The organism is Limnohabitans sp. 2KL-3, assembly GCF_001269405.1.
GTDB lineage: Bacteria > Pseudomonadota > Gammaproteobacteria > Burkholderiales > Burkholderiaceae_C > Limnohabitans_A.
The window spans coordinates 90,709-104,653 of record NZ_CXON01000008.1; the positions used below are offsets into that span (position 1 = coordinate 90,709).

Below are 13,945 nucleotides of genomic sequence, written 5' to 3' on the forward strand. Positions count from 1 at the left end.
CAGGCACCGGGGCATGCGGCCACAGCCGTCCCGACCCTCCCCAAAGGATTAATTGAATAGAACTCAAAAACAACAACGATTTCAATTAAAGTAGATGTATTGAAATTTAACCACTACCTTTTTCGATGGACTTGATTCATTTGCATGCATTGACACCCTCTTGTCAATCGAATCAAACCATGGTCGGTGGCGCTTGACCTCTTGCGCCCACACAGGCAGTGAACCAGATCCACCATGGCCAAAACACCGACTTTGCCGCGTATCGGACTGATCCTCACCGAAGACGCCATCTCCATGGACAACCCCAAACTCATGGGGCGGCAATCGGCTGGACATGGTTTTTTGCGGGCCTGCCTGAACCACGGCAGTTTGCGCGAGCGCATCACCTTGGTGACCCCCAACGCCAAATCACGCGAAGCTGTGCGAAAAGTCGTGCAGCAATGCCTGCCCGCCAGTGCCAAAGACACCAGCCTGCCCGAATTGCCCCTGCAAAAAGTGTCCGCCTGGAACACGCTCGATGTGCTGCACATGCCCGCCCCCATCAGCAGCCAACAACTGGTGCAAAGGGGCGTTCACCGTCTGGACGGCCTGAGTCTGTCAGGGGTGACCCACACCATCAGTTCGGCCTCGGTGGTGCAACAACTGAGTGCCTACGTGCGAGAGCCCACCCGCCAAAGTGATGCCCTGATTTGCACCTCTCAAGCGGTGCGCACGGCCATTGAACGACTGTGGCATGTCGAACAAGCTGTCTTGCAGCGCCGATTTGGCCCCTTTCAACAGGCCCCGGCCTTGCCTGGCCTGCCCGTCATCCCCCTGGGCATTCACACGCGAGATTTCGCCTTCACGGCCATGGACCGCCTGGCCGCACGGACCACTTTGGGCTTTGCTGCCGACGAGCTGGTGGTGTTGTTTGTGGGGCGTTTGAGCTTTCATGCCAAAGCCAACCCCGTCGCCCTGTACCGCGCCGCGAGCGAAGCGGCCAAACGGACAGGACAAAAGGTGCGCATCCTCGAATGTGGCTGGTTTGCCAACGAACCCACTGAAAAAGCCTTTGACGAAGCGGCCCAACAATTTGGCATCACGGTTCAAAGGGTCGATGGCCGCACGGCGGTGCAAGTGCAGCGCAGCTTTGCAGCAGCCGATGTGTTTTGCTCTTTGTCCGACAACATCCAGGAAACGTTCGGACTCACCCCCATCGAGGCCATGGCCTCGGGCCTGCCCTGCATCCTGAGTGACTGGAATGGTTACCGCGAAACCGCCATTCACGGCGAACACGGTTTTCTGATCAAAACCCAAATGCCCAGCCGCACCGGCTTCGAAAGCATCGAACAACGCTTTGCAGACGACACGCTCAACTATGACCACTACATTGGGCACGTCCATGCGCTGACCTCGGTGGACATCGACAGCGTGGCACAGGCGCTGTCCACCCTGATTGAACAACCCGCATTGCGCCAGCGCATGGGCCAAGCCGGACGCACCCATGCCCGCCAGCAGTTTGACTGGGAACACGTTATTCAACGCTACGACGCGTTGTGGTGCGAGCAGCAGGCACTGCAAAAAGCCCGCAGCGGACCACGCTTACCGCGCATCCACAGCACAAGGCTGAGTCCCGCCGACTTGTTTGGCCACTATCCCAGCCAACAGCTTCAGCCCGACACCCCCTTGTACCGCCAGGAATGGCCGGGCATTTGCAACGTCAAAGCCCCCATCGCCCAAGCACGAGAAATTCGCCAATGGAGCATGTGGAGCTTTTTAAGCAACGGCTGGTTGCCGAGCGCTGACAAAATTGCCCAAGCACTGCCCGCACTGCACGCCACGCAAGCCCACACCATTGAGCAGTGGGGCCAGTCCCTCAAACTCACACGGCCACAAAGCCTGCGCTTGGCCGCTTGGTTGCTCAAAATCGGATGGGTCCGCAGCCAGCCACAAGCGGCCCACAGCCCGCAGCGCCTGATCCACCTGATCTGCACCCCCACCGATCTGGCCCAACGCCCCGACCTGAACAACCTGCTCACCGACGAGCGCTGGGTCTTGCAAACGGCCGACCCTGCCTTGTCGGGCGGTGAGCGCCTGGCCGCCCAGCTCAAGCACATTGCCCAGCAAGGTGGGCACGCGGTGCTGCTGGCACCACAAGCCCATGTGCAGGATTTTTGGCTGGCCGAGCGCTTGCACGACGCTTGGGCGCAACTGGCCTTGGTCGACCAACTGCCACATGCGCTGGCTGTGCGCCACGATTTGTTGGCGCAGGTCTGCCAAAGCCTTCCAGGCCAGCATGCGACGGCTGAACTGGCCACATGGGCCACATTGTTCAGCACCACAGCCAGCGCACAGGGCATGGCCACCGGTCCGTGGGACATGGCCATTGCCAGTCTGGAACAAACACCCGCCACCACCTTGCAAGAGGAATCCGCATGATCAGCCTGCCCCGCCCCCCGGTGGTCTTTGTCTGCGCCACCCGTTTGAGTGTGGCCGATTTCTGGCTCAAAGCGCCACTGGGCCAATCGCTGACCCGCTTGCAACAACAAGGCGTGGCCTTTTCCCTTGAACTGGCCGACCAAAACGCCGCACCTTTGGCCGCCTTGTACAACCGCGCCATTGCCCACTGCGCGGCAGAGCAAATTTTGGTGTTTGTGCACGACGACGTGCGCTTGGATGACCTCTTCATCACCCAGCGCCTGCTTGAAGGACTTGCGGTGTTCGATGTGATTGGCGTGGCGGGCAATCGACGCCTCAAAGCACGGCAAGGCGCATGGGCCTTCGCTGAAAAAATGGGCCAATGGGACCACGCGCACAACCTGCTGGGCGGCATCAACCATGAACTGCCCCACCGGCCCAACGGCTTCAACCGCTACGGCCCCACCCGCACGGCCGCACGCGTGCTCGACGGCGTGTTTTTGGCCGCACGGGCGGCCACACTGCAGCACAACAAAGTGCAGTTCGCGCCCGAACTCGCCTTTCATTTGTACGACCTGGAGTTTTGTCAGCGTGCACACCGCGCCGGACTGCGCCTGGGGGTTTGGCCCATCGCCATGACCCACTTCAGCGGCGGTCAGTACGACTCAGACAGCTGGAGACAGGCCTACACAACCTATTGCCAACTCAATTGGCCCACCAGCAGCACCGCGCCCAAGGCAAAACCCCAAGGCAAGCCTGACGACGCCCCAGCCCCTGCTCGAACAGCCGCTGCACACACCCCATGAAAATCCTGTTCATCCACCAGAACTTTCCGGGGCAATACCGTGCACTGGCCCCCTCCATGGTCAAACTCGGCCATGAGGTCATGGCCATCTCCAGCCGCAAAGAAACCAGCATCCAGGGCATCCCCAACATTTGCTACGAAAGCCCCCGCAGCTCCAGCAAAAACATCCACCCCTGGCTGCAATCCACCGAAGCGGCCATCATCCGGGGTCAAGCGGTGGCCCGCTCGCTTGAGCTGCTCATGAAAAACGGCTTTGTGCCAGACGCCATCGTCGGCCATGCGGGCTGGGGCGAAATGCAATTCGTGCGCCAAGTGGCACCGCAGGCCCGCATCACCAGTTTTTGCGAATATTTCTACCATGGCCAAGGCAGCGATGTCGACTTCGACCCGGAGTTCCCTGCCGCCCCAGACGCCATGCTGCGCTGCCATGCCCGCAACCTGCACCTGACCTCGGCCCTGGTGGACTCGGACGTGGGCCTGTCGCCCACCGAATGGCAAGCGAGTCAGTTTCCCGACTTTTTGCGCCAACGCATCGAAGTCTGTCACGACGGCATCGAAACCGACCGCCTGACACCTCACAAAGAAGCCTGGATCAAGCTGGGGCGCGACAACATCAAGGCCCAGCTGGGCGATGAAATCATCACCTTCATCAACCGCAACCTTGAGCCCATGCGCGGTTACCACAGCTTCATGCGGGCCCTGCCCCATATCCTGGCCGAACGACCCAAGGCCCGGGTGATCTTGCTCGGCGGCAACGAGGTCAGCTATGGACCGGCCCCGGCCACCGGCGGCGGGTACAAAGCCCAATTTTTGCGCGAAGTGCAAGACAAAATCGACCTCTCGCGCGTGCACTTTGTCGGTCAAGTGCCCTACGGCACCATGGTCAACATGCTGCGCATTTCGGCCGTGCATGTGTACCTCACCGTGCCCTTTGTGCTGTCTTGGTCCATGCTGGAAGCCATGAGCCTGGGCTGCTGTGTTGTGGGCTCGGCCACCCCACCGGTGCAAGAAGTCATCACCCATGGCCAAAACGGTCTGCTGGTGGACTTTTTTGAACCCAAAGCCATTGCCCAACAAGTCTGTGAAGTTCTGGCACGCCCCAAAGACCACCAAGAGCTGCGCCGAGCCGCCCGGGCCCATGTGGTCCAGCACTACGACTACCAAAGGGTTTGCCTGCCTCGCCACCACCGCATCATCACCGGGCAGTCCATGCCCGCATGAGCCCACCCCTTAAGCCGCCCATGTCCGAAAGCATTCAGGCCCAAGCGCTCTTTGCGCTGGGCGTCCAACTGCACGCCAATCGCCATCTCGACGGCCAGCAAGCGCTGGCGGTGTTTGAGCAAGCGCGGCAACTGAGCCCCCACAACGCCGACATCCTGAACGCCTTGGGTGCGGTGCTCTCGCGCATGGGCCGTGATGAGGCCGCCATGGCCTATTTTGAGCAAGCCTTGGCCCAAAAACCGCAGCACCCTGACGCCTTGGACAATCTGGCCGGTCTGCTGCACCGAACCCGTCGCTACGCACAAGCGGCCGAACATGCTGAGCGCTGGCTCGCTCAGGCCCGCCATCCCGCCAAAGAGGCCCCCTACATGCTCGGGCGTCTGGCCTACACACGCCGCCTCATGGCCGACTGGACCGACGACGCACAAAGGCAACAGGCGCTGCGCTTGGCGCTGCGCACCAGCGAGCGCAGCGTCTTGCCTTTTGAATTTCTGGGCTTCAGCGACGAACCCGCCGAACACCTCAACTGCGCCCGTCAATTGGTGCAAGACCGGCACCCCCCTGCCGTGCCCCTTTGGACACGCGAGCGCTGGAAAAACCCACGCATCCGCGTGGCTTACCTGTCCAACGATTTTTGCAACCACGCCACCGCCGTGCTGTTGGCACGCGTGCTTGAACTGCATGACAAAAAACGTTTTGAGATCTTTGCCCTGTCCTGGAGCCCTTTGCAAGACAGCATGCAGCAGCGCATTCGTGACGGGGTCGAGCATTTTGTCGACATCTCTGGCCAAAGCGACACCCAAGTGGCCCAGTGGATGGCCGGGCAACGCATCGACATTGCCGTCGACATCAAAGGCTTTGCCAGCAACTACCGGCTGGGCATCCTCGCGCACCGCCCCTGCCCCATCCAAGTCAACTACCTGGGTTATCCCGGCTCCTTGGGTGCCCCCTACATCGACTACCTGATCGCCGACCCCCACGTCATCGCCCCGGCCGACCGACACCACTACAGCGAGCACCTGGTGCGCCTGCCGCACAGCTACCAAGCCAATGACCCTTTGCGCCAAGTGGCCACGGCATGCCCCAGCCGCGCCGCACTGGGCCTGCCCGACAAAGGTCCGGGCACCCAGGGCTTTGTGTTTGCGTGCTTCAACAACAGCTACAAAATCACCCCTGACGTGTTTGCGCAATGGATGGGGATTTTGCAAGACACCCCGGGCAGTGTGCTGTGGTTGCTCCAAGCCAACGACCAGGTCGAAGAGCGATTGCGCCAACACGCCGCAAGGCTGGACGTGGACCCGCAACGCCTGGTGTTTGCACCCCGTGTGCCGACACCGGAACACCTGGCCCGGCACGTTCACGCCGACCTGTTTTTGGACACCTTTCCGGTCAACGCCCACACCACCGCCGCAGACGCCCTGTGGATGGGCCTGCCCGTGCTCACACGCTATGGGCGCAGTTTTTCCAGCCGTGTGGCCCTGTCTTTGCTGCATGGCTGCCAATCCCCCGACACAGGTGCAGCGCCAAGCGTCGATCTGGTCAACACCTTGGCCGTCGACAAGGCCGCCGACTACGCCACCCGCGCGGTGGCCTTGGCCCAAAATCCACCCCTTCTGCACAGCCTGCAGCAGCACCTCAAAACCCAGCGCGAACGCTTGCCCCTGTTTGATGCTGCCTTGACCTGTCAGCACCTCGAATCGGGCTACCTCGCCATGTGCCAACGCTGGCAAAACGGCTTGTCACCGGCCGACATCACGGTTGCGGCCACGCCGGTCCATCGCCTGCAGCACAGCGCACCCGACAAGGGTCCAACCCAAGAACCCATGCCCCCCTCCCGTGTTCTGGCCGCGCCTTCAGCCCCTGCTGAGGTTTCAAAGCCTGCGCCCGATCTGAACCCCGATCTGGACCCTGCCCAGCCCACCCCGACCGAGCTGGACAAACCAGCGTCCGTGCCCAGCCCGATGGCCACGCCACAGCAACTGCAAGCCCAAAGTTTGAGTCTGCTGCAAGCAGGCCAAACCGACGCCGCGCTGCGCGTGTTTGACCTGGCCCTCAACCAACGCCCGCAAGAATCGGCTCTGTGGCAAGCACGCGCCCACACCGCCTTGCGCCTGCCCCAAGCCCAGGCACGCGAACAAGCCCTGAGCGATCTGCAACACGCCCTGGAACTGGCCCCGGACAATGAACGCCTGCGTTACGAACTGGCGCTCACCCTCGAACAGTCTGGCCAGCCCTTGGCCGCGTGCGAACACCTCGCGCAACTCGAAAGCCTGAACCCGCACAAGCCCGAGTACCCGCTGCTGCACATTCGGCTGCGCCGCCAACTGGCCCAATGGCCCCAAGCTCTGGCCCTGTGCCAAGCCTGGACCAAACGGCAAGCTCAGCACAGCACGGCTTGGGTGCAACAAGCCTCGGCCCACCTGGCTTTGCAACAAAACGAGCAAGCCATGGCCTGCACCCTGCAAGCCCTGGCCCTGCAAAAAGACAACGCCGAAGCCCTGAACCTGCGCGGGATGCTGAGCCGGGCCAACGGCCTGCCCACCCCACAAGCCCTGAGCGACTTTGAACAAGCCCACGCACAAGACCCCGACAACCCCTATTACTTGTCCAACATCGCCATCACACACGACGAGCTCGGCCAACTGGCACTGGCCCTGCCTTGGTGGCGTCGCTTGCTGGACTTGCCCGCGCCCCCCGGCGGCCATGCACCCCCCGTCCTGCTGCTGCAAGCCCACGGGGCACAACAAGTCGACGACTTGCCACGCCAGTTGCAACTGCTGCAAGAAGCCACCCAGCGCCTGCCCGATGACTTTGAGGCCTGGCTGCAATGCGGCCACTGCTGCACGGCGCTGGGCCTGGACCTGCAAGCCCAACAAGCTTATGCCCAGGCCCTGCGCATCGCGCCCAACAACGTCCACGCCCTGTCGGCACTCATGCGAGCCGAACGCTGCGTGGCCGACTGGAAGCACCACGATGAACGCTTGGCACAAGTGCTCAAAGCGGCCACCGACAGCGAGACCCCGGTCAACCCCTTTTTGATGACCATCATCAGCGACGACCCGCTGCTGCAAAAGCGCGCCAGCGTGCTCGAATCGGCGCAAATCGGCCAACACATCAAGCCCTGGGCTTTCCCGAAAAACACCACCGGCACCCCCGCCAAAGAACGGCTGCGCATCGGCTACTTTTCGGCCGACTTTCACGACCACGCCACCAGTTACCTGATGGCGCAAATGCTCGAATCACACGACCGCCAGCGGTTTGAAATATTTGCCTACAGCTTTGGCCCCAACGCCAAACAACACGCCTACCGCCAACGCCTGGAGCGTGGGGTTGAGCACTTCTATGAGGTCAGCGCTCTGGGGGCACGCACCATTGCACGCCTGGCCCGATCACACGGCATCGACATCGCCGTCGACCTCAAAGGCCACACCCGACAAGGACGCCCCCAGATTTTTGCCTGGCGTGCAGCACCGGTGCAGGTGAGTTACATCGGATTTCCGGGCACCCTGGGCTCGCCCTGGATTGACTACGTGGTGGGCGACACCAGCGTCATCCCCCCGGGGGACGAGGTGCACTTCACCGAACAAGTGGTTCGCCTGCCCGGTTGCTACCAAGCCAACGACACCCACAAAAGCGTGGCCACCCCCGGCATGACCCGGGCGCAAGCCGGCTTGCCCGACAAAGCGCTGGTGCTGTGCTGCTTCAACAGCACCTTCAAAATCAGCCCTGAGCTGTTTCAGGTCTGGCTGCGCATCCTCGGTCAAATTCCTCATGCCGTGCTGTGGCTGTTTGACAAAAACCGCCAAGTGCAAGACACGCTGCGCCAATACGCTCAAGCCCAAGGCATTGCACCCGACAGGTTGGTGTTTGCCGCATTCGCCCCCTTGGCCGAGCACCTGTCACGCTACCGATTGGCCGATCTGTTTCTGGACACCGCGCCCTACAACGCGCACACCACGGCCAGCGATGCCCTGTGGGTGGGCTTGCCGGTGCTCACCCTGACAGGACGCAGCTTTGCCTCTCGCGTCGGTGCCAGCCTCTTGACGGCGCTCGATCTCCAAGAACTGATCACACACAACTTGAGTGATTACGAAAACCTGGCCCTGAAACTGTGCAAGGACCCCAAAGCCTTGGGTCGACTGCGCCAACGCGTGACCCACAGCCCCAAGCGATCGGCCCTGTTTGACGGCAGGCTCCTGGCCCGCCTGATGGAGTCGGCCTATACCCAAATGGCCTACCGACAAGCCCAAGGCCTGCCCCCCGAAGGTTTTCAGGTCTGAACGCCAAGGAGCACAAGCCGCATCGCTGGCCGCGCTGCGAACTGTCACTTGGCCGCCACACCCTTATTGATCCGGCCAGGTGAAGTTTGCATGAACGCTTTTTTGTGGGAGCGACGCCCTCGTCGCGATAAAGCCCCGCAGACCACCAAGAATCGCCCCGAGGGCGGGGCTCCCACAATGCCCCCATCGCTGATGACTGTACCCAAGGCAAGCCTTGCACTTCAAACTTCACAGGGCCGGATCAATAGGGCTGTCAAAGAACATGGCCTACCCCATGCTCTGCGTTAACTGAGCGACACATCCCCTCGGTTTTGCCCGCTATGCTTCGTGACCAAGGCAGCGTGATTTGGGCCACCATAGCACCGCCGCCGACTCTCTCCATGAACCCGAAAACACCATGACCACATCCCCCCTCACCCTGCTGAACGACCCCACTTTGCTCAAGACCGACGCCCTGATCAACGGGCAGTGGGTCGCGGGCAGCCAGCGCTTTGACGTGACCGACCCAGCCACAGGCGGGCATTTGGCCAGCGTGGCCAACCTGGGTGCGGCCGAGGCCGAAGCCGCCATTGCCGCGGCCAACACGGCCTGGGGCCCCTGGAAAACCAAAACCGCCAAAGAGCGCAGCATCATTTTGCGCAAATGGTTTGACCTGCTGATCGCCAACACTGAAGACCTGGCCCGGCTCATGACCGCAGAAAACGGCAAGCCCATTGCCGAGTCGCGTGGCGAAGTGGCCTATGGCGCGAGTTTTGTAGAGTGGTTTGCCGAAGAAGCCAAGCGCGTGAACGGCGAAACCCTGCCCCAGTTCGACAACAACCGCCGCCTCTTGGTGCTCAAACAGCCCATTGGCGTGTGCGCGGCCATCACGCCCTGGAACTTCCCGCTGGCCATGATCACCCGCAAAGTGGCCCCGGCACTGGCAGCCGGCTGCCCCGTGGTCATCAAACCCGCAGAGCAAACCCCGCTCACCGCCCTGGCGGCGGCCGAGTTGGCCATTCGCGCCGGCATTCCGGCCGGGGTGCTCAACATCATCACCGCAGATGGTCCGCAAAGCATCGCCATCGGCAAGGTGCTGTGCGCCTCTGATGTGGTGCGCCACATCAGCTTCACAGGCTCCACCGAAGTGGGCCGCATTTTGATGGCGCAGTCGGCCCCCACCGTCAAGAAGATGTCGCTGGAGCTGGGCGGCAATGCGCCCTTCATCGTGTTTGAAGACGCCGACATCGACAGCGCCGTGGAAGGCGCATTCGCCAGCAAATACCGCAACGCGGGCCAGACCTGCGTTTGCTCCAACCGCTTTTATGTGCAGGAGTCGGTGTACGAAGAGTTCGCCACCAAGTTCGCCGCCAAAGTCAAAACCGCCAAAGTGGGCAACGGTTTTGCCGATGGCGTGAACCAAGGCCCGCTGATCGAGCCCTCGGCCCTCGACAAGGTCGAGCGTCATGTGAAAGACGCCATCGCCAAGGGCGGGCGCGTGCTCACGGGCGGCAAGCGCTTGGACGGCCAGTTTTTTGAGCCCACCGTGATTGCCGATGCCAGCGCCGACATGGTTTGCGCCAAAGAAGAAACCTTTGGCCCCTTCGCGCCCATCTTCAAGTTCAAGACCGAGCAAGAAGCCATTGACGCGGCCAACAACACCGAATTCGGTCTGGCCAGCTATTTCTACAGCCGCGACGTGGGCCGCATTTTCCGCGTGAGCGAAGCACTCGAATACGGCATGGTCGGCATCAACGTGGGCATTTTGGCCACCGAGCATGTGCCTTTTGGGGGTGTCAAGCAGTCGGGCCTGGGCCGCGAAGGCTCGCACCACGGCATGGACGACTACGTGGAAATCAAATACCTCTGTGTGGGCGATATCCTGAAGTAAACTACACAGCTTCGCGGGTGTCGTTTAATGGTAGGACTTTTGCTTCCCAAGCAAATAACGAGGGTTCGATTCCCTTCGCCCGCTCCAAGGTTTCAATCAGCCCATTCAAGCTCAGTCAACGAAGGCCCCGCAAGGGGCCTTCGGCATTTTCAAACCCGCCTTGCCTGCGCCCGCCGGGGCCACACACCCATGCAGATCACCGTCAACGAAGAACTCAAAGCCTACATCGACCCGCTCACACCCGACGAGCACGCCGCGCTGGAGCGCAGTATTTTGGCCGAGGGCTGCCGCGATGCGCTGGTGCTGTGGGGCGATGTGCTGGTGGACGGGCACAACCGCTATGGCATTTGTCAAAAGCACGGCCTGCCCTTTCAGACGGTGCAAAACACGCGATTTCAATCAATCGAAGACGTGCACCTGTGGATGATCGACCAGCACCTCGGTCGTCGCAGCGTGTCGGATTTTCAGCGTGGCGTGCTGGCCTTGCGCAAACGGGAAATTCTGGCCGAGCGCCGCGCGCAAACCATCGCCGCGACCGCATTCCGGGATGAAGCGGCCACGCACGATTCGATCGCCGAGCCCCAGAACAGCGCTGCACCAGAGCCCAACCCGCTCAAAAGCCGTACCGACGTCGCCAAAGCCGCCCGCTTGAGCAGCAGCCAAGTGGTACACATCGAAAAGATCCAAAAACAAGCCGCGCCCGAACTGGTCGCCGCCATCAAAGCCGGCACCATTTCACTCAACACCGCCGCCGCCGTGGCCAGCCTGCCCGCCGAAGAGCAAAAAAGCGCGGCCCTGGGCGGCAAAGAAGAACTCAAGCAAGCGGCCAAGCGCGTGCGCGAAGTCAAGCGCAAAACGCCACCAGACACCCAGCCCTCTGACGAAGGCGACAGCGCCGACACAGCACCCAGCGAACTGCAAGCCCTGCGCGAACAGGTCGCCGCCTTGACCGCAGAAAATCAGGCGTTGCGTGCGCAGGTGGCGCAGTTGCAGGCGCAATTGGCTGTTTGAATGTTGAGGGATTGAAGCCACCGAAACCCGGCCGTCATGCTTAGGGCGTTGAACCCTGAGTCTGCGGCTTGACAGCGCTCTCCCGGCCCCAACCAGCCATTCACCAAAACAAAAGGCCCTGAACGGGCCTTTTGTCTTGAGCGAGGTAACCGGTCAGAAGATCAGTTTCACACCGGTCTTGCTTTGCAGCTGCTCAGGCGTCACGCCCGGGGCCAATTCGACCACTTTCAGGCCCGCGTCCGTCACGTCCATCACGGCCAGGTCGGTGATGATGCGGTCGACCACGCCCTTGCCGGTCAACGGCAGCGTGCACTCGGGCAGGATCTTCATGTCTTCGGTGCCGTCTTTCTTCTTGGCGACGTGTTCCATCAGGATGATCACGCGCTTGACGCCCGCCACCAGGTCCATCGCGCCGCCCATGCCCTTGACCATCTTGCCGGGGATCATCCAGTTGGCCAAATCGCCCTTGTCGGTCACCTGCATCGCGCCCAGGATCGACAGGTTGATCTTGCCGCCACGGATCATGGCAAACGACTGCTCGCTGCCAAAGATGGACGAGCCCTTGATGGTGGTCACCGTTTGCTTGCCTGCGTTGATCAGGTCGGCATCGACTTCATCTTCCACCGGGAAGGGGCCAATGCCCAGCATGCCGTTTTCGCTTTGCAGCCAGACTTCTTTGTCGGCGGGCACAAAGTTGGCCACCAGCGTGGGGATGCCGATGCCCAGGTTCACATAGAAACCGTCTTCCAGTTCATGGGCCGCACGGGCGGCCATTTGGTCTTGACTCCAGCTCATATCAGACTCCTGCCTTTTCAGTGATCGTGCGCTTTTCAATGCGCTTTTCCGGTTTCGCATTCAACACGATGCGGTGCACATAAATGCCAGGCAGGTGCACGCTGTCGGGGTGCATCTCGCCGGTTTCCACAATCTCTTCGACCTCGACCACACAAATCTTGCCCGCCATGGCCACAGCGGGGTTGAAGTTGCGCGAGGTGTAGCGGAACTGCAGGTTGCCAGACTTGTCGGCGCGGTGCGCTTTGACCAGCGACACATCGGGCACCAAAGCGCGCTCCATCACGTAGGTCTCGCCATCAAATTCGCGCAGCTCTTTGCCTTCGGCCACCAGGGTGCCCACACCGGTCTTCGTGAAGAAAGCCGGAATGCCCGCACCACCCGCACGCAGCTTTTCGGCCAGCGTGCCCTGGGGTGTGAACTCCAAAGCGAGCTCGCCTGCCAGGTATTGACGTTCAAACTCTTTGTTTTCGCCCACGTAGGACGAAATCATCTTCTTGATCTGGCGGGTTTGCAGCAGCAAGCCCAGACCAAAATCGTCCACACCCGCGTTGTTGGAAATCGCGGTCAGGTTTTGCACGCCGCTGTCGCGCAGCGCAGCGATCAAGGCTTCGGGGATGCCGCACAGGCCAAAACCACCCACGCCAATGAGTTGCCCGTCAGCCACGATGCCCTTGAGGGCCTCGGCTGCGGAAGGAAAAATCTTGTTCACGACAAACTCCATTCTGGAAAGAGAACGCTACGATACTACGTATTCAGATACGTAGTTTTTCGTAGAGGCTGGCCCTAGCCGGTTTGGACATGCCATGAACACCGAGATCGACTACCGCCTCGCCTTCGACCTGGCCCCCATCGGCCTGGTGCTGTCGCGCAACCGCGCCATCGTCGACTGCAATCAGCGCGTGTGCGAAATGTTTGGTGTCAGCCGCGAGCAACTGATCGGCCAAAGCTTTCAGTTGCTCTACCCCAGCGCAGACGAATACGAGCGCACCGGCCAGCGCATCGCGCCCATCCTCAACACCAAAGGCGTGTACGCAGACGACCGGGTCATGAAACGGGTGGACGGGCGATTCAAAGGCGAAACCTTTTGGTGCCATGTGACCGGCCGGGCGCTCAACCGCGACGCCCCGCACGAAGCCGGCATCTGGACCTTTGAAGACCTGTCGGCCCGCAAACCCGTCAAAGCCGAACTCACCGCCCGCGAGCGCGAGGTCGCCGCCCACCTGATGGACGGCCAAACCAGCAAGGAAATCGGCAAAGCCTTGGGCATCAGCCACCGCACGGTGGAGATTTACCGCGTCAAGCTGATGCGCAAATACGAGGCCTCTGGCGCTGCGGATTTGATTCAGAAATTGATGCGGGGCTGAGGCACCCGTTCCATCACCCTTTCGGACTGTTCAAGTACCAACCTACAGGGCCAGGTATTGGTTTTTTGTAGGTCGGTGGCTTCAGCCCCGACATGGGCCTATGCCAACACCTACAACGTCGGAGCTGAAGCTGCAGACCTAGAGGGCCGGGTATTGGTTTTTGCAGGTCGGTGGCTTCAGCCCCGACTGGGGGTCTGCCAAG

The 13,945-nt window shown here is 61.3% G+C and carries 9 protein-coding genes and 1 tRNA gene; 8 read left to right on the forward strand and 2 right to left on the reverse strand.

All coding sequences use genetic code 11. From position 1 onward, the window contains the following. Window positions 1-234: 234 nt before the first annotated feature. From AMM41_RS12060 to AMM41_RS12090, 7 genes are all read left to right on the forward strand, one after another. Window positions 235-2,418, forward strand: coding sequence for a glycosyltransferase family 4 protein (locus tag AMM41_RS12060; protein ID WP_089958337.1), 2,184 nt, complete (start codon window positions 235-237; stop codon window positions 2,416-2,418). Further along, on the forward strand, window positions 2,415-3,203 hold the full coding sequence (locus AMM41_RS12065) for a glycosyltransferase (protein ID WP_158273223.1): 789 nt from the start codon (window positions 2,415-2,417) through the stop codon (window positions 3,201-3,203). The genes AMM41_RS12060 and AMM41_RS12065 overlap by 4 nt, the downstream gene beginning before the upstream one ends. Further along, window positions 3,200-4,423, forward strand: a complete 1,224-nt coding sequence (locus AMM41_RS12070) for a glycosyltransferase family 4 protein (protein ID WP_089958347.1) — start codon at window positions 3,200-3,202, stop codon at window positions 4,421-4,423. The genes AMM41_RS12065 and AMM41_RS12070 overlap by 4 nt, the downstream gene beginning before the upstream one ends. Window positions 4,424-4,443: 20 nt before the next feature. Beyond that, window positions 4,444-8,703: an O-linked N-acetylglucosamine transferase, SPINDLY family protein gene (locus tag AMM41_RS12075; RefSeq protein WP_194944764.1), complete on the forward strand. Its 4,260-nt coding sequence runs from the start codon at window positions 4,444-4,446 to the stop codon at window positions 8,701-8,703. Window positions 8,704-9,100: 397 nt separating this feature from the next. Then, complete coding sequence (locus AMM41_RS12080; RefSeq protein ID WP_089958616.1) at window positions 9,101-10,573, forward strand: NAD-dependent succinate-semialdehyde dehydrogenase; 1,473 nt, start codon at window positions 9,101-9,103, stop codon at window positions 10,571-10,573. Between the two features lie 13 nt (window positions 10,574-10,586). Further along, window positions 10,587-10,660: transfer RNA gene (locus AMM41_RS12085), tRNA-Gly, on the forward strand. A 102-nt stretch (window positions 10,661-10,762) separates the two neighbouring features. Next, window positions 10,763-11,584, forward strand: a complete 822-nt coding sequence (locus AMM41_RS12090; RefSeq protein ID WP_089958355.1) for a plasmid replication/partition related protein — start codon at window positions 10,763-10,765, stop codon at window positions 11,582-11,584. Between the two features lie 153 nt (window positions 11,585-11,737). Here AMM41_RS12090 and AMM41_RS12095 read toward each other — a convergent pair whose 3' ends face one another. Beyond that, entirely contained in the window at window positions 11,738-12,379 is a 642-nt protein-coding gene (locus AMM41_RS12095; RefSeq protein ID WP_089958359.1) for a 3-oxoacid CoA-transferase subunit B, read from the reverse strand. Between the two features lies 1 nt (window position 12,380). Beyond that, entirely contained in the window at window positions 12,381-13,088 is a 708-nt protein-coding gene (locus tag AMM41_RS12100) for a CoA transferase subunit A (protein WP_089958622.1), read from the reverse strand. Window positions 13,089-13,182: 94 nt separating this feature from the next. On the opposite strand from AMM41_RS12100, the gene AMM41_RS12105 reads away from it, so the two are divergent. Further along, window positions 13,183-13,743, forward strand: a complete 561-nt coding sequence (locus tag AMM41_RS12105; protein ID WP_089958364.1) for a PAS and helix-turn-helix domain-containing protein — start codon at window positions 13,183-13,185, stop codon at window positions 13,741-13,743. Window positions 13,744-13,945: the final 202 nt, after the last annotated feature.